The organism is Pseudomonas sp. SWRI81 (assembly GCF_014268545.1).
Taxonomy (GTDB): domain Bacteria; phylum Pseudomonadota; class Gammaproteobacteria; order Pseudomonadales; family Pseudomonadaceae; genus Aquipseudomonas; species Aquipseudomonas hamedanensis.
Map to the genome: position 1 here is coordinate 53,159 of NZ_JABWQS010000004.1, position 16,324 is coordinate 69,482.

The window sequence follows — 16,324 nt, forward strand, 5'->3', positions numbered from 1 at the left end:
CTCATTCGCGTTATAGGTTCCCGGTTGGCGGGGCGAGCGAGCAGTATCGGTGTACGGATGCGCGAGGATAAGTCGGGCATTGGTGGATGGCCCGTACGCTATGGCGTACAGTCAGCCGCCTGCGGAGGAAGCATCCATGCGTAAACCAAACCTTACCGATGTGTCGATATTTGCTGCGGTGGTCGAGGCGGGGGGATTTCGTGCGGCCGCGCAAAAGCGGGGTTTGTCCGCCTCGTCGCTAAGCGACTGCATGCGTCGGCTGGAAAGCGACCTGGGCGTGCGCCTGCTCAATCGAACCACGCGCAGCGTCACGCCGACGGCGGCCGGCGAGCGATTGCTCGAGCGCCTGCGCCCGGCCTTGCAAGAAATCGACGCCGCTTTCAACGATCTTGACGACGACGCTCAGCGCCCGGTCGGCACGCTCAAGCTCAATGTGCCAGTGCCGGTGGCACGTTTTCTGTTGCCCGACCTGCTGGCGCGTTTTCTCCGCCTTTATCCAGGGATCAGTGTCGAAGTCGTCATGGATAACACCTTTGTCGACGTCAACGCTGGCGGGTATGACGCCGGCGTGCGCTATGAAGAGAGCCTGGCCAAGGACATGATCGCCGTGCCCATCGGCCCGCGTCGCCAGCGCTTCGTTGCGGCGGCCGCCCCGCGCTATCTGGCTGAACGCGGTACGCCCACCCAGCCCGAAGAACTGCTGGGCCATGACCTGCTTGGCCATCGATTCGAGAGTGGCAAAGTGGGCGTGTTCGAGTTCCATCGAGACGGCCGCGTTGTGCGTATCCCGCCTCAGGGGCAACTGCTGACATCGTCGCACGATTTGAAAATTCGCTCGGCCATCAACGGGCTGGGCATCGTCTATACCTTCGAGGATTTTCTGCGCGAGCCGCTGTCCGATGGCCGACTGGTGCCGATTCTCGAGGACTGGTGGCAGGCCTTCGACGGTCCGTTTCTTTACTATCACGGGCGCCGTCACATGCCTTCGCCGCTCAGGGCGTTTGTCGATTTTCTTCGGGCCGAACGGCGGCTTGCGGAGAGCTCAGGTGTCTTCGGCGCCGTTTCGTAAGGGCAATACATGGTCTGCCAGCAGGGCGCCCATGGCGACGGGAAGCTATCGGTCAGTAGCGGACGTTCCTGAGCGGCTGCTTACGGCCAGAAGCAGCCGTTCGCAGTTGGCCGTTAAGGCCCAGAGCTTGTGGGGACGATAGTCACAACGGCCAGCACTGAACATTGCCGTCTGACGTGTTGGTTATTTGCCCTAGGAATGCGCCACCGTCTGTTAGGATCTCAGTTCACTGACGGAACAGGAGTGCGGTTCGTGAGCAAGTACAGTGCAAGCGCCGACAGCGTTCCCAAGGGCATATGGCTAATAAGCGCTGCTGCCTTTCTCCTTTCTCTGGCCGATGCAGCGGTCAAATATTTCAGCGCCAGACTTCCACTCTTGCAGTTGTTCCTCATCGTCTCCTGCCTGTCGGTGCCCACCCTTGGAGTCTGGCTTGCCAGGGGCATCAGATCGGGTCGACACTCAGCCGCCTCGATGTTTTGGGTGACAATCAGGAGCATTCTGCTGTTGTTAATGTGGGTAACGTACTACTCAGCGTTACCGTTGATCCCATTATCAGTGGCTGCCGTGGCGATCTACACAACTCCCCTTTTCATAGCGCTTTTCTCCACCTTTTACGGAGGTGAGCCGTTATCACTGCGGGGTTGGGTAGCGATAGGAATAGGCTTCACGGGTGTCGCCACGGTGTTACGCCCGGGATCAGACATTTTCGTCCTTGCAACCCTGCTACCTGTAATTGCGGCTGTTTTCTATGCGATCGCGATGGTTGTGACACGCCGATATTGTCGCAATGATCATCCACTTGTATTGGCTCTGGGCTTGAATATCGCTTTTCTTTTCGCCGCCGTCATCGGAGGCATCGCATCGCTAATGGTCAGTGAGTCCACCGTCGCTGGTGCTGCATTTCTACTCTCGCCTTGGCAGACGCCTGGTTGGCAGGAGATGCTTTTTATCTTCTGTTACGCCTGCGCCCTGATTTTCATAAATACGGCTACCGCCAAGGCCTACCAAGTTGCGCCTCCAGCACTTATCGGGACTTTCGATTATGCCTACTTGGTTTTCGCCTGCCTTTGGGGTTATGTACTGTTCCAGGAAACGCCGGACATCTTTACATGGGCTGGAATTTTTTTGATTGTCATTGCCGGTTTCCTGATTCTGCGTGCCCAAAAATGAATCAATAAGCGGTTCCTGGCCCAGAGACGTCGTTCGTGAGCGGCACCTGTCGGCCAGAAGCGGACGTAATGGCGTTTGTGTAGTATCTGCCTCTCTTCCCACCAGTATGAGATGCCGATGTCTAGCCGACACTCCCCATCCCCTACAAGGGCTGTCCTAGACCTGCAAAGCGCACGTTCGCTCTTGGGAAAGCGGCTGAGCGTGTTGCTGCACGACCAGTACTATTTCAACGACGAGAAAGATCTGGGAGACATAGGTTGTCTAGAGTGGCGTTTTGGCGAAGGAGAGGTTCTATCCATGTATCTCTTGAGTGATGGCGAGAGAGTAGGTGCGGACTTGTTGCCTTCTGATACGCCGGCTTCCTTCGAGATAGAGCCAAACGTGACCTGCTCCTGGAAGAGGGAAAACCTGCTTGCGGATCTATCAGCAATCCACCTCGAGAACACAAAAATTTGCGCAGTTGAGGGAATTCTTGACTCTTTCAACGGGCAAGAGCCTTGGCTGGCCGGATTCAGAGTTACGTTCGAGACCGGTGACTCATTGATCTACCTTAACCAGGGTGACGATGCCGTCGTATTGATTAATGCGCTACCGCCAGTAAGTGTAGGCCTCGAAACCTGCTTCGTTACCTCAATTTAATGAAAGCTATGGGTCGAAATAGTCACTCCTACCCGAAACGTCCACGGAGAATTGGCCCATGAAAACCGCCGTAATATCCGACACTCACAATCTCCTCCGCTCCGAAGCCATCGGCGCGCTCCAAGGCTGTGACTTGATCATCCACGCCGGCGACATCGGCAACCCGGACATCCTCGCCCAATTGTCCAAGATTGCTCCCGTCCACGCCGTGCGCGGCAACAATGATCTCAGCAGCCCATGGGCCAAAGACCTCCCCGACCTTCTGACCTGCACTCTCAACGGCTGGCACACTCTCCTTATCCACGACATCGCCGACGTCCCCGCCGATCTAGATCCAGACATAAAGCTCATCATCACCGGCCATTCCCACAAACCGCGCATAGAATGGCGCGGCGATCGTCTATACGTGAACCCTGGTAGCGCCGGCCCTCGGCGTTTCAAATTGCCGGTCACGCTGGCAATTCTCGAGATACAACCCGACAGCATCGAGCCGCGCCTGATTTCCCTGCTGGATCCCCCCGCCTGAAATCGCTACGGTTACCGCGATCCAAAACAGGGAACCCACCCATGATCTGCAGCGCCAACAGTTGCCGCAGCGTTTTGTAGGAGGCGGTGTTCAACCACCTGCCGCCACCCGGTTTCGAAGCGGTCAGGGCACAAAAGGGAAGTCATTTATTTCACAGAGGAAATGAGCGTTGGCCGAAGCTGCTGGATGACTGGCAGCTATCGGCCAGAAGCAGACCCTCACCTTGAAACGAGTAGAAGCAAGAAGATTCGGAGTAGGAAAATGCAATGTACCTGCAACGCTAAGGGCGACCTGGTAGAGATTGGTCAGAGGTACACGGCGTTTGTCGCAGGAATGCGCTGCCTTGCAACGGCGGACTGGGTCAAACTATTGCAATGTGCCGGGTGTGGGCAGCTTTGGCGAACGGATGAGTGGGATAAATATCTAACCCTGTACGCCCGCAAACTGGACTCGCCCGAGGGCTGGGAATCAGCCGAAATGGAAACTTTGATAAAGCTGCGCATGGTCGAGAATCATGGCGGCCTGGATACTTCTGCTTGTTTGGCGAAGGACTGCAAGCAACGTGTACTCAAGGGAAGAGCCTATTGCGTTGACCATTTTTATGAAACCGGAACAAGAGCCTGAACCGCTGAAACTGGCCAGCAGAGCGGGGTTAAAGAACAGATCACGCTTTCTGAATGTGGTCTGTTTCTGAGATGATGCTTGATCGGAACAAGGGAGTTGTGACCAGGAAACCAACGAGCGAATTGGTCGTGGTGTGTATGCGGGATTTCAGGTACAGACCATATTTAAAAAGCACTGCATCCAGACCGACAAATATGGTCTGTCCCTGAAATCCCGCGGCCATCAACGGGCTGGGCATCGTCTATACCTTCGAGGATTTTCTGCGCGAGCCGCTGTCCGAGGGTCGACTGGTGCCGATTCTCGAGGACTGGTGGCAGGCCTTCGACGGTCCGTTTCTTTACTATCACGGGCGCCGTCACCAGCCTTCGCCGCTCAGGGCGTTTGTGGATTTTTTGCGGGCCGAAGGGCAGGTTGCAGAGAGCTCAGCCGTCGTCAGCAGCGCTCTCTGAATTCCCGATGACTCTTATCGGAGGTTGTAAACCAATTACAAGGCTGGGAGGCTAGCGCGACGCTTACTATAAGGAAATGCTGAAATGGGCTCAGGAAAAATCCTCGTCACAGGCGCAGCAGGAAAGATCGGCAAGGCTTTTTGGGAAGCGCGCGACGATAAATCCGATTTGCGTTTAGCCGATTTAGACGTAACACAATTTCCGGACTCCGCGCAGCATTTCGCTCTCGACGTCAGGGATCAAGCCAGTTGCCTTCGAGCTTGCGAGGATATACATACCGTCATCCATCTTGCTGCTGACCCTGACCCAGACGCGGATTTCATGTCCTCACTGCTTCCAGTGAACATCGTGGGCACTTACAACATGCTTTTCGCCGCGAAGGCACAAGGCTGCAAGCGCTTCATATTTGCGAGCAGCGCCCAAGTGATCGAAGGCTATCCAGCGGATGTTCAGATACAGGAATGCATGGCACCCAAACCAGGCAATCTTTACGGCGTCAGCAAGGCGTTTGGAGAAGCCTTGGCTTCGATGTATGCAAACGATGGTCAGATGACGACCATCGCAGTCCGTATTGCCAACGTAGCCAAATTTCAACAAGGGGAAACCCACAGTCCCAGAGACGTCGCCGCCTTCATCAGTTTTAGAGATGTTGTCGCACTTCTCAATAATTGCGTTGACGCCGAGCTGAAGGGTTTTCACGTTATCCATGGGGTCTCGGATAATCGATATAAGCGTCTCTCTATTGATCAGAGCAGAAAAGTTGTCGGGTATGCTCCCATAGATGACGGGTTTGAGATTTTGGAAGGAGGCGCTCAATTTTCACCATCGCCTGCTTCAAGCTGAATTCGCCTGAGAACATCGTCGTAAGGCACCAGGTCAAGAAAAGCAATGACCTCCACTGCCCGCAAATTGTGCATGCGCATAATCCATACGTAGCTGTTGCGATAAGGCGCGCCATCGGCTGCGGTGGCGATGCCGTCCCAGTGCACAACCACGTCATCGCCTTCAGCCCAGATATCCGCCACCGTCGGGCGCACGGGTGAAGCAAGACGTTTTGCGAAGGGCTGGACTGCCCGTTTCAGGAAGTCGTCTCGGCCCCGATATGTACCCGCCGAAGGACTCGTCCCCTTGATGGTCCAGATCACCTCGGGCGCCAGCACATCTGTGAAGAACGTCCGGCCGCCCTGAGCCCACTGGTTGAACGCTTGCGCAATGAATTGGCGGTTGCGTTCCGTAGTCGGTTCGCTGGCCACGGCGGGTGCCAGTCCGCCAATTAATGTCGTGAGTACCAGTGTTAGCGCTGTGAAGATGCGTCGAACAAAAGTCATTTCCTATGCTCCTGTATCTGTCGGAAGAACTGGCCCATTTTTATGGGCCGTTGTGGCTAACCTGAACGAGCCGGTAGTTGCGTTCCCTCACGCCGTTGTTCTATATGGGGCATTGGCGAAGAAACGTCTGCCGGGACATGAAGTGGCCGGCAAGTACCTGCCGACTTCATCTGAAGTGTGACCTGTGAGCGGAGGAGGGCTGTTACAGGATCGTCCTGATTTCTTGCTTGATTATCCGAGGCAATATCTTCATTTCAACGATTTGGAGTTGTTCTTGAATTCACTGGTAGAACTTGTCGATATCATCGGACGTCACGCCCAAAGTGACGGCATTCACAGCACCACGATTGCGGGTGTCAGCCTGATTCGCTCGGCTACGCCCACGATGCCTATGCCGGTGGTGTACGAGCCAACACTCTGCCTGGTCGCTCAGGGACGAAAACAGGCGATGCTGGGTACTACCGCTTATGTTTACGATCCAGCCAAATACCTGATTGCATCGGTAGACCTTCCGGTGATGGGCTCGGTCATCGAGGCGAGTGAAACCGCTCCTTATCTGTGCCTGGCGCTCGATCTTGATACGACTTCGTTGAGTGAACTTGCGCTGCGTCATCCGCTAAGAGAAGAGAGCGTCAGTGCGCCGCCGGCAGGCATTGTGCTCAACGATACGACTCCAGAACTGCTGGATGCAGCGGTTCGCCTCGCCGGTCTGCTCGACAGGCCATGCGATATCGAAGCGCTCGCTCCGCTGGTGATTCGCGAAATTCTTTATCGCCTTCTTACCGAGAACGGCAACGGCATTATCAGGCAGTTGGCGCAGACAGACAGCCGCTTGAACCAGATCGCCAAGGCCATTGCCTGGCTACGCAGCCATTACAACGAAGCGTGCCGGATAGAGGACCTCGTCGATATCGCCGGGATGAGCCGTTCCTCGTTTCACACCCATTTCAAGGCGATCACTTCGATGAGCCCGCTGAAGTTTCGTAACCAGTTGAGACTTCAGGAAGCACGTCGGCTGATGGTCACCGAAGCGGTCGATGCCGCAGAGGCTGGCTATCGGGTCGGTTACGAAAGTCCTTCGCAGTTCAGTCGAGACTACGCCGGCCTGTTCGGAATGCCACCGGCAAAGGACGCCTGGCGGCTGCGCACGGACATTTGCGGGATTTGGCACTGACAACGAATAGGTATGCCCGGCCCAGGCCACAAACAGGGCGAGTGCCAGCGCGATTACCACTGTCGTTGTCAGTGTTTTGCTGAACATGGCGTTAGGGTTTCAACTCGTTTTTAAAGGGCTTCAAGTGATTTGACCGGATCCCCCCTGGGGGGATAGGATGCCAGCGTAATCCATTGACGCCTGGGGCTCAAGTCATGAGTGAGCACGACCACGAACACAGCCACGCCCATCCCCACACCCACCAAAGCCACGAGGCGATCATCAAGCGCCTCAAACGAGCGGACGGGCATTTGCGCGGCATCATAACCATGATCGAAGAGGGTCGCGAGTGCGTGGACATCGCGCAACAGCTGCATGCCGTTGAGAAGGCGATCTGCCAAGCCAAGCGCACGCTTATCCAGGACCACATCGATCACTGCCTCGAAGACACCGTTTCGGCGCTAGGCAATGGCGAGCGCGCACCGCTGGAAGCGTTCAAACAAATCACCAAGTACCTCTAGGTCCGACATGCCCGATTTCGCCCAACTGCTGCAACAAGGCGGGGCTAACGCCTGGCTGTATTTCCCCAGCGCTATCTTGCTGGGTGCTTTGCATGGCCTGGAACCGGGACATTCGAAAACCATGATGGCGGCGTTCATCGTGGCCATCCGTGGCTCGGTCAAACAGGCTGTTTTGTTGGGGCTGGCCGCGACACTGTCGCACACTGCGGTAGTGTGGTTGGTCGCCATTGGCGGTATGTACTTGGGCCAAGGGCTGGATGCGCAAACCACCGAGCCTTACTTCCAGCTCGCGTCTGCCGCCTTGATCGTCATCATTGCACTGTGGATGCTGTGGCGTACCTGGCGCGGTGAACAGATGTTCAGGTTCGAGCAGGGTGATCACCACCACGGTGAGCATGATCATGGTCATCACGAAGAGACTCACCGGGTCGATACAGGCCACGGCCGTGTTGAACTCTCGATCTTCGAAGAAGGCATGCCACCGCGCTGGCGCATGAGGACGTTGAGCGGGCAGGCCTGGGCAGCCTCGGATGTTCGCCTGACCACGACGCGTCCGGACGGCAGCAGCCAGTCATTCGCTTTCGTCGAGCGTGAAGGTTTTCTGCAGTCGACGCTCGATATTCCAGAGCCGCATGAGTTCAGCGCTCGATTGAGCCTCGGGCACGCTGGGCATTCCCATGATTACGACCTGACGTTCCAGGAGCACGATCACGGGCATGCGCATTCCGGACTGGAAGGTCTGGAGCTGTCGAGTAATGGCTATCAGGATGCGCACGAGCGTGCTCATGCCAACGATATCCGTAAACGGTTCACCAACCGCGAAGTCACCACAGGCCAGATCGTCATGTTCGGGCTGACGGGCGGCCTGATTCCTTGTCCGGCGGCCATCACCGTTCTGTTGCTGTGTCTGCAAGTCAAAGAGGTCGCGCTCGGCGGCATGCTCGTCTTGTGTTTCAGCATCGGCCTGGCGCTTACTTTGGTCACTGTCGGCGCTGCCGCCGCCATTGGTGCCAAACAGGCTTCCAGTCGCTGGCCCTGGCTGGGCACCATGGCGCGCCGCGCTCCGTACCTGTCCAGCGTGCTGATTATTGGCGTTGGGCTGTATGTCGGCTTTCATGGCTGGGTCGGCCTGAATGCATAGCCAGGATTTCAGAACCAACGACTACCACTGCCACTAAACGGCAAAAGCCCAGCGTCAGGCTGGGCTTTTGTGCGAGCGGGTCCCTTTAGTCTTAAGGGATCCAGTGCAGTGTTCCGACGGGCCGGATGCCCGACGGAGGTTCTTTAATCTGCGCGTCAAAGCTAGCGCAGCAGATGCACTGCCAAACCGGCAAGCGCGCAGGCAAACAGCACTTGAATGACGCCGCGCTTGAAGCGGAACAAAGCTATCGCCGCTGCAATGGCAATCAGTGCAGAGGGCCAGTCGAGGTTACCGCTAAAGCCTGTCGGCCAAAGCACGTGATAGCCGAAGAAGCACGCCAGATTGAGAATCACCCCAACGACAGCGGCTGTGATCGCGGTAAGCGGTGCGGTGAACTTGAGTTCATTGTGAGTTGACTCCACCAGCGGGCCGCCTGCCAGGATGAACAGAAACGAAGGCAAGAAGGTGAACCAGGTCACGAGGGCCGCGGCCACAGCGCCCGCAAGAAATACGTGATCGGCACCGAACACTTGCAAGACATACGCACCGACGAAACCAACGAAAGCCACCACCATGATCAGCGGCCCGGGCGTGGTTTCACCCAGTGCAAGCCCGTCGATCATCTGCGTAGGGGTGAGCCAGCCATAGTGACCGACGGCGCCTTGGTAGACATAGGGCAGCACGGCGTAAGCCCCGCCGAAAGTCAGCAGTGCCGCCTTGGTGAAAAACCAGCTCATCTGGGTCAAGGTGCCTTCCCAGCCAAAGAGTGCGGTCAGAACGCCCATCGGCAGCGCCCACAAGACAGCGCCGATCACGGCCAGTGATGCCAGTCTCAACCCGCTGAAGCGTGCATGTTCCGGGGTAGGGGTGTCGTCATCGATCAAGGCGGGGCCGAAGGACTTTTTGGCAGCGCCATGGCCACCGGCCGTGAATTTTTCAGGCGCCAGCCGCCCGCCGACATAGCCAATCAGCGCGGCCCCCAAAACAATCAGAGGGAACGGGACATTGAAGGCAAATATCGCCGTAAATGAGGCCGCTGCGATCGCCCACAACCAATTATTCTTTAGTGCCCGCGAGCCGATCCTGTGCGCGGCCTGCACAACAATGGCCGTTACGGCAGGCTTGATTCCATAAAACAGCCCGGCCACCACGGGCACGTCGCCGAACGCGATGTACATCCATGAAAGGGCGATCAAGATGAACAGGGATGGCAGCACAAACAGCGCTCCGGCGATTACGCCTCCCCAGGTTCGATTCATCAGCCAACCAATGTACGTCGCCAACTGCTGAGCCTCAGGTCCAGGCAACAGCATGCAGTAATTGAGGGCATGCAGAAATCGGCGCTCTGAAATCCAGCGCCGCCGCTCAACCAGCTCCTGGTGCATGATCGAGATCTGGCCCGCTGGCCCGCCAAAACTGATAAAGCCGAGCTTCAGCCAGAACCAGAATGCCTCCCGCAGGCTGATCTGCTCAGGCCTCGACAGATCTGCTTCCTCCGCCGGTGGCGAGACCTTATCCATTGTGTTGCTCCTCTTTCGCAAACCCGGCGAGCAGCCCATCGAAGAGGGCGCTCGCGGCAGCCAGTAGTTGATCATCGTCGGTAATGGTTTCTCGCAGCCCGGACAGTACCCGTTCGATACCGGCAGCTTCCATCGGCTGAATACCCCCGACATCAAGGTAATGCACCAATGCGGCAATTCGGCTTAAGCCTGGTTGTTGAAGTGCAAAACTGGCTTGAAGGGTTTCGAAGGTGACACGGTTACCGACATGACTGAAGGCCGCATCATCGAAGTCAAAACCCAGCGCATCGACCGGACACTCCTGTGGCGTGTTCAGCCAGAGGATCCGAGCGTGGGCATCGATAAAGCGCTGAATTAACCAGGCACAGGCCAACCGGTCGACCCAAGGACGTTTACGGGTCGCCCAGATACGGCCTTGATAATCGTCGAGATCAAGTGCGGTTATTGGCTGGTCGCTGCTGTGTGGCTCATCCGGCGACAGGGCTCTACTGAGCGCCGTCTCCAGCGCCTGCAATGCCGAGTCTATCTGCTGTCTGGGCTTGCCTGGGAAGTAATCGATGCTGACCAGTTGATCGTAGGCTTTGCGCAGCTTGCGAATGTGTTTGCTGGTTGCCAGCGCATTTTCAGCATTCAGTTGTCCGCGGCATTCTTCGATCTGCGCACTGAGCTTTGCGTAGTCATCGCTGCGGTCGAACAACTTGACGAAGCGCTCACCGGCGGGGTCGACGACCGGCAGAATGTACGCCGTGCCATTGATGGCGAGGATATCGCGCTCCACCGACGTCAGGGCTTCATGGCAGGGGCGATTGTCCGGCAGCAAATACGCGCCATCGCGCAGCACCGCGGCCCCGGAAGCTTTCAACGCGCGCCAGGCTCGCATGCGTTCGGTGGCATTGGCGGTGGGTAAGCCGAGGATCAGAGCTAGCCAATTGGTCATGTAGAGACAGATAAATTATTTGTAGTGTGAATTACATTACATGGGGGCTCGTCGATTGGGAAGGTCGCGCCTCGAAACAGATTTTGAACTTTGCGTTACACGCCATTTCCATTGTTTGAGGTGACAACCTTCCAGCTCCGCCCCCCGAAGCTGACGACTACACCTTAATCAAGGAATGACCGTGGCTGCTTCCACCCATAAGACCGCTCTGCGCCGGGCAATCACTTTCCCGATGCTGTTTCTGTTTATTCTCGGCGATGTTCTGGGCGCGGGCGTGTATGCACTTGCCGGAACGATTGCCGGGGAGGTGGGAGGCGCCATATGGGTGCCGCTGCTGATTGCACTTGTTTTCGCCATGTTGACGGCGGGCTCCTACGCAGAGCTGGTGACCAAATATCCCCACGCCGGCGCTGCTTCGGTCTTCGCTGAAAAGGCTTTCAGGTCACCGCTCATTTCTTTCCTCGTCGGTTTTTGCATGCTGTCTGCTGCGGTCACTAGTGCGGCGGGTTTATCGCTTGCGTTTGCCGGTGATTACCTCAACGCCTTCGTTGACGTATCGCCGCAGATCGCAGTGCTGGTTTTCCTTTTGGCTATTGGCCTGCTCAACACGCGAGGCATCAAGGAGTCGCTCGGGGCAAACCTGGTGATGACCGTGATTGAACTGTCAGGGTTGATTCTGGTTATCGTGGCCGCTGTCTGGTATTTCCGCACAGGCGAGGCGGATCTGGGACGAACACTCACGTTCAAGCCTGGCGTGAGCCCGATGCTGGCCGTGCTGGGTGCGGCTTTGCTTGCCTTCTATTCCTTCGTAGGCTTCGAAACTTCTGCAAATCTGGCGGAGGAAATCAAGGACGTTCGCAAGGTATACCCTCGTGCCTTGTTCGCGGCTCTGCTGACCGCTGGCGTGGTTTACATGGCAGTGGGCGTGGCAGCTTCTTCGGTGTTGTCTACCGAAAAACTGGTGTCCACGTCGGCGCCTTTGCTCGAAGTTGTCCGGGCATCGACGCTCGAAATCCCGCCAGCGCTGTTCTCCTTCATTGCCCTGATAGCTGTCGCCAACGGTGCGCTGTTAACCATGATCATGGCCAGTCGATTGACTTACGGGATGGCGAACCTGGGGCTGTTGCCAGGCGGTTTGGGCGCGGTTCTGCCTAAACGAAAAACCCCATGGGCTGCAATCGTCGCAACCACCGTGGTGGCTATTGCCCTGACGCTTACAGGTACCCTGGCAACGTTGGCGCAAACCGTAGTGTTGCTGTTGCTGTTCGTTTTTCTGAGTACGAATGTGGCGGTGCTCGTCCTTCGCCGCGACAGGGTTGAGGAGGATCACTTTCGCGTTCCGACCTTTGTTCCAGTGCTCGCGATCGTGTCGTGTCTGGTGCTGCTCAGCCAGCAGGGTTGGGAGACCTGGTTGCGGGCAGGGGCGTTGATCGTCGTGGGGATGTTGCTGCACGGCTGCTCTCGTATCAGTTTGTCTGCGATTGGTAAGCCCGGTTAGCGCAGCGGTTTTCGGCGAGCTGGAGGACTTGTGTTGATTGGGCGGGCGTATTCGCGAGCAGGCTCGCTCCCACAGTGGGCGGTTAGTGATATTCAAAGGCGTCACACGTTGTCAGTCTGCGGTCGGGTGAGTAAGCTGCCCAGATGAATCAGACCTCCGCTTCCTCATCCTTTCCCGGTCCGCGTGGCCCCGTCGATCACGACATTCGTGATCAGATTGTCGCGGCGGCCAACGAGCATTTCAGCCAGTACGGCTACGCCAAAACCACGGTTTCCGACCTGGCCAAGGCCATCGGTTTTTCCAAGGCGTACATCTACAAATTCTTCGATTCCAAACAGGCGATCGGCGAAGCCATCTGCGCGAACTGTCTGGCGCAAATCGTCGCGGCGGTCGAGCAGGCGATCAACGAGGAAAACCTGACGCCCACCGAGCGTTTCCGCCGACTGGTGAAGACCGTGATCGCCACGGGTGTGGACCTGTTCTTCAACGACCGCAAGCTCTACGACATCGCGGCGTTTGCCGCCAGAGAGAATTGGCCCAGCGCTCAACGTTACGATGCCCAGATCAAGCGCTTTATCACTGACATCCTGCGAGAAGGGCGTGAGGCCGGTGAGTTCGAGCGCAAGACGCCGCTGGACGAAACCGTTGAGTCGATCCACCTGGCGCTGCGCCCCTTCGTCAACCCGCTGCTGCTGCAACACAACCTGGACTTCATCGAGGTGGCGCCGACGCTGACCTCAAATCTCATCTTGCGCAGCTTGATGCCTTGATCCTCCGCTGATCCGGATCCCGGATCAGCCGTCCCCCGCCATTTTCTGTTCTCGACGCACCCGCACCGTGGAAGCATTCGACTGCAGGTAATGTGACTGTTGACTGATATGGTCACTCGGATAACATGAGCGGCTGCAGTGCTCGATGTTCCCTTTCAGAGACACCCATAGAGTCCACACAATGAAAAAAACAATGCTCAAGCGCCCCGTTGGGCTGGCTGTCGTGCTTGCTTCGTCGAATGTCCTGGCGGGCGGTTTTGCACTCAATGAGCAAAGCGTCAGCGGGATGGGATCAGGTTTTGCCGGTCGGTCTTCTTCGGCCGAAGACGCCAGTACCGTTTTCGGCAACCCGGCGGGCATGGCACGGCTTAAAACAGAGCAGGTGAGCGTGGGGCAGGCAACGCTGTTCGCAAAGTCCGACATCAGCCACACCCGCAGTACGTTCGGCGGGAAAGAAGACGGTGACATGGTGCCGACGACCACCGTACCGATGGGCTACTACGTCAAACCCATCGATGAGCATTGGGCTTTCGGTGTCGGCTTTTATGTGCCGTTTGGTTTGATCACTGACTACGGCAGCGGTTTCGCCGGCCGTTACTACGCCAATAAAAGCGAAGTCACCACGCTGACGTTCCAGCCGACCATCAGCTATGCCTTCAACGATAAAGTGTCGATCGGCTTCGGCCCCACCATCAACCGCATCAGCGGGGAGCTGTCGGGGATGGTTGCCAATCCGCTGAGTCCCGGGCGCAATGACGGCAAAGTCAAAAGTACCGGAGACGATACTGCGCTGGGCTTTAACGCCGGGATCATGCTGCAGGCCAGCGAGCAGACGCGCTTGGGCCTGACCTATCACTCCAAGGTCAGTTACCACCTCGATGCGAAAACCAAACTCACCGATGGCATCTTCAACGTGCTGGGCGTCAGTGGCCGCAGCTATGACGCATCGCTGGACGTGGACACGCCTGAGTCGGTGGACTTCTCGGTCACCCATCAACTCAATAACGACTGGACGCTGTATGCCGGCAGCACCTGGACGCGCTGGAGTCGCTTCAAAGAGCTGACGATTGAAAACAGCGGCTTGCCGCCATTGCTCAGCGGCCAGTTGGGCACGATCAGCGAAGAGCAGAACTGGCATGACACCTGGGCTCACGCCATCGGCGCGGCGTATCAATTGAACAACCAATGGGTCCTGCGTGCCGGGTTCTCGGTTGATCAATCGCCTGCCAACAACAGCAATCGTGGGCCGCGTATTCCCACAGGCGATCGCAAGGTGTTCAGCCTGGGCGCCGGCTGGACGCCCGCGCAGAACGTCACCATCGACGTCGCGTATTCCTATCTCTGGGAGGAGAGCGTCGACATCAACCACACCTCGGCAGGCAAAGGTTCGTACAGCGCCCAATACAAAAACAGCGCCAGCGGGCTCGGCACCTCTGTCAGTTACCGCTTTTGATTCAGCGTTAAAAAGCGGGCCGGGTGATTTCCGGCCCGCTCACGCTCTCCAGTCGTCGCAGCGATTTACCGCGCCGCTACAGACTGCGCCTCGCCGGGTTGCCAGCCACCCCGAGCGACTTGAATAACGCCACCGCCGCGCGGCTCGTTTCGGTTTGCGCTTGCGCTCTGGCATCCGAGGTTTGCAGCAACGTCTGATCCGCGCGCAGCACATCAATCAAGCTGGCCGAGCCTTTCTCATAGGCGCTGAACGCTGACTGCCGAGCCTGTGTCAGCGCCACTTCACCGTTGCCAAGCGTGATGGCCTGGGCTTGCCGATTGACCTGTGCGGACAACGCGTTCTCTACGTCTTCCGTTGCGCGCAATACGGACTGGCGGTACGCCGCCAAGGCTTCGGCTTCCTGACCTTTGGCCTGATCGATCTGCGCGTTGATCCGCGCAAAATCGAAGAGCCGCCAGCGTAAGCCGAAAACACCCGCCGCTTGGCTGGCGCCATTGGAGAACAGGTTGCCGCTGGAGACGGAAGTTGCGCTGCCGACCAAGGCACCGAGCGAAAATTTCGGATAGTACTCGGCGACCGCTGAGCCGATGCGCGCGTTGGAGGCCGCCAGTCGGCGCTCGGCGACGATCAGGTCCGGCCGGCGCCGCAGCAAGTCGGCCGGCGTTCCCAGCGCTTGCAACTGCGGCGCAACCGGAATGCGTCCCGCGCCTGCCAGTTGTGTTCGATGAGTGCCGGGCGGCGTGCCGAGCAGCACATCCATTGCATTCATGGCCGCATCCACACCGGTTTGCAGCACCGGCACAGTCGCCTCGACCTGAGACAGTTCACCTTCAATCTGCCGAACCTGATAGCTCGCCGCCAGGCCCTTGCTGTAAAGCAACTGGACCTTTTCCAGCAGTGCGCGCTGGGTTTTGACTTGTTGGTTGGCAATCTCCAATCGCGTCTGTAATCCGCGAAGGGTGACGTAGATATCCGCGGTTTGCGCGGCGATCGCCAAGCGTGTGGCGATGAATCCCGCTGCGGATGCCTGGTACTCGGCCAAGGCCGCCTCGCGCTCTCGGCGCAATCCGCCAAATACGTCCAGCTCCCAGCCAGCCTCAAGATTGGCCTCGTAGGTATTGCCATATCGGTCGTAGCCAGGTGTCGAATTCAACACTTGGCCCAGTGGCGTTTCGACGGATTGGTAGGCGCGCGCAGCCTGGCCGCTGACAGTCGCCGAGGGCAGTAGCGCGGCATTGGCAGTGCCCAGTCCGGCGTGAGCCTGGGTGACTCGCGCCGAAGCCTGCGCCAGGTCGAGATTCTGCGCCAGGGCCTGGGTGATGAGGTGGGTCAACACCGGGTCATTGAAGCTTTCCCACCAAGCGACAAGGCTGCTCGGCGTGGCTTCAGACCCCGCCATGGACGATTGCCGCTGGAAGTAATCCGGCAGCGGGGCGGGCGGGCGCTGGTAGTCCGGGCCAACCGTGCAGCCCGCCATCAAGCCGACGCTGAGCAAAAGGGTGATGGGGCGGAGGAGGTGCATGGAA

15 protein-coding genes and 2 pseudogenes are annotated in these 16,324 nt (G+C 57.7%); 13 read left to right on the plus strand and 4 right to left on the minus strand.

Annotated features, from left to right (window positions below):
• Positions 1 to 136: 136 nt before the first annotated feature.
• The 7 genes and pseudogenes from HU765_RS03990 (at position 137) to HU765_RS04015 (ending at position 5,320) form a co-directional block, all read left to right on the plus strand.
• Positions 137 to 1,069, plus strand: a complete 933-nt coding sequence (locus HU765_RS03990) for a LysR family transcriptional regulator (protein ID WP_186619128.1) — start codon at positions 137 to 139, stop codon at positions 1,067 to 1,069.
• Positions 1,070 to 1,321: 252 nt separating this feature from the next.
• A complete protein-coding gene (locus HU765_RS03995; protein ID WP_186619129.1) occupies positions 1,322 to 2,239 on the plus strand; it encodes a DMT family transporter in 918 nt (305 codons plus the stop codon).
• A gap of 201 nt (positions 2,240 to 2,440) precedes the next feature.
• Positions 2,441 to 2,878, plus strand: a complete 438-nt coding sequence (locus HU765_RS04000; protein WP_346727509.1) for a hypothetical protein — start codon at positions 2,441 to 2,443, stop codon at positions 2,876 to 2,878.
• A gap of 58 nt (positions 2,879 to 2,936) precedes the next feature.
• A complete protein-coding gene (locus tag HU765_RS04005; protein ID WP_186619131.1) occupies positions 2,937 to 3,404 on the plus strand; it encodes a metallophosphoesterase family protein in 468 nt (155 codons plus the stop codon).
• A 261-nt stretch (positions 3,405 to 3,665) separates the two neighbouring features.
• Positions 3,666 to 4,028, plus strand: a complete 363-nt coding sequence (locus tag HU765_RS04010) for a metal-binding protein (protein ID WP_186546473.1) — start codon at positions 3,666 to 3,668, stop codon at positions 4,026 to 4,028.
• A gap of 215 nt (positions 4,029 to 4,243) precedes the next feature.
• Positions 4,244 to 4,477 (plus strand): annotated as a pseudogene (locus tag HU765_RS26760) (LysR family transcriptional regulator); the annotation flags it as partial.
• 84 nt (positions 4,478 to 4,561) lie between these two features.
• Complete coding sequence (locus HU765_RS04015; RefSeq protein ID WP_186619132.1) at positions 4,562 to 5,320, plus strand: NAD(P)-dependent oxidoreductase; 759 nt, start codon at positions 4,562 to 4,564, stop codon at positions 5,318 to 5,320.
• Here the strand turns inward: HU765_RS04015 and HU765_RS04020 are convergent.
• Positions 5,290 to 5,805 carry a nuclear transport factor 2 family protein gene (locus HU765_RS04020; protein ID WP_186546471.1) on the minus strand — a complete coding sequence of 172 codons (516 nt, stop codon included), beginning with the start codon at positions 5,803 to 5,805 and terminating at the stop codon, positions 5,290 to 5,292. The genes HU765_RS04015 and HU765_RS04020 overlap by 31 nt on opposite strands.
• 223 nt (positions 5,806 to 6,028) lie before the next feature.
• Between HU765_RS04020 and HU765_RS04025 the strand changes: the two genes are divergently transcribed.
• From HU765_RS04025 to HU765_RS04035, 3 genes are all read left to right on the plus strand, one after another.
• A complete protein-coding gene (locus tag HU765_RS04025; RefSeq protein WP_238344644.1) occupies positions 6,029 to 6,979 on the plus strand; it encodes an AraC family transcriptional regulator in 951 nt (316 codons plus the stop codon).
• A gap of 194 nt (positions 6,980 to 7,173) precedes the next feature.
• A complete protein-coding gene (locus HU765_RS04030) occupies positions 7,174 to 7,479 on the plus strand; it encodes a metal-sensing transcriptional repressor (RefSeq protein ID WP_186546469.1) in 306 nt (101 codons plus the stop codon).
• A 7-nt stretch (positions 7,480 to 7,486) separates the two neighbouring features.
• Complete coding sequence (locus HU765_RS04035; RefSeq protein WP_186619133.1) at positions 7,487 to 8,620, plus strand: nickel/cobalt efflux protein RcnA; 1,134 nt, start codon at positions 7,487 to 7,489, stop codon at positions 8,618 to 8,620.
• Between the two features lie 161 nt (positions 8,621 to 8,781).
• Here the strand turns inward: HU765_RS04035 and chrA are convergent, their stop codons facing one another.
• Positions 8,782 to 10,140 (minus strand): chromate efflux transporter, encoded by a 1,359-nt coding sequence (chrA, locus tag HU765_RS04040; protein WP_186619134.1) that lies wholly within the window; start codon positions 10,138 to 10,140, stop codon positions 8,782 to 8,784.
• Positions 10,133 to 11,077 carry a chromate resistance protein ChrB domain-containing protein gene (locus HU765_RS04045; RefSeq protein WP_186619135.1) on the minus strand — a complete coding sequence of 315 codons (945 nt, stop codon included), beginning with the start codon at positions 11,075 to 11,077 and terminating at the stop codon, positions 10,133 to 10,135. The genes chrA and HU765_RS04045 overlap by 8 nt, the downstream gene beginning before the upstream one ends.
• A gap of 175 nt (positions 11,078 to 11,252) precedes the next feature.
• On the opposite strand from HU765_RS04045, the gene HU765_RS04050 reads away from it, so the two are divergent.
• From HU765_RS04050 to HU765_RS04060, 3 genes are all read left to right on the plus strand, one after another.
• Positions 11,253 to 12,575: an APC family permease gene (locus HU765_RS04050; protein WP_186619136.1), complete on the plus strand. Its 1,323-nt coding sequence runs from the start codon at positions 11,253 to 11,255 to the stop codon at positions 12,573 to 12,575.
• Between the two features lie 143 nt (positions 12,576 to 12,718).
• Entirely contained in the window at positions 12,719 to 13,345 is a 627-nt protein-coding gene (locus HU765_RS04055; RefSeq protein ID WP_186619137.1) for a TetR/AcrR family transcriptional regulator, read from the plus strand.
• A 181-nt stretch (positions 13,346 to 13,526) separates the two neighbouring features.
• Positions 13,527 to 14,798: an outer membrane protein transport protein gene (locus HU765_RS04060; RefSeq protein ID WP_186619138.1), complete on the plus strand. Its 1,272-nt coding sequence runs from the start codon at positions 13,527 to 13,529 to the stop codon at positions 14,796 to 14,798.
• A 65-nt stretch (positions 14,799 to 14,863) separates the two neighbouring features.
• Here HU765_RS04060 and HU765_RS04065 read toward each other — a convergent pair.
• Positions 14,864 to 16,320 (minus strand): annotated as a pseudogene (locus HU765_RS04065) (efflux transporter outer membrane subunit).
• Positions 16,321 to 16,324 lie beyond the last annotated feature (4 nt).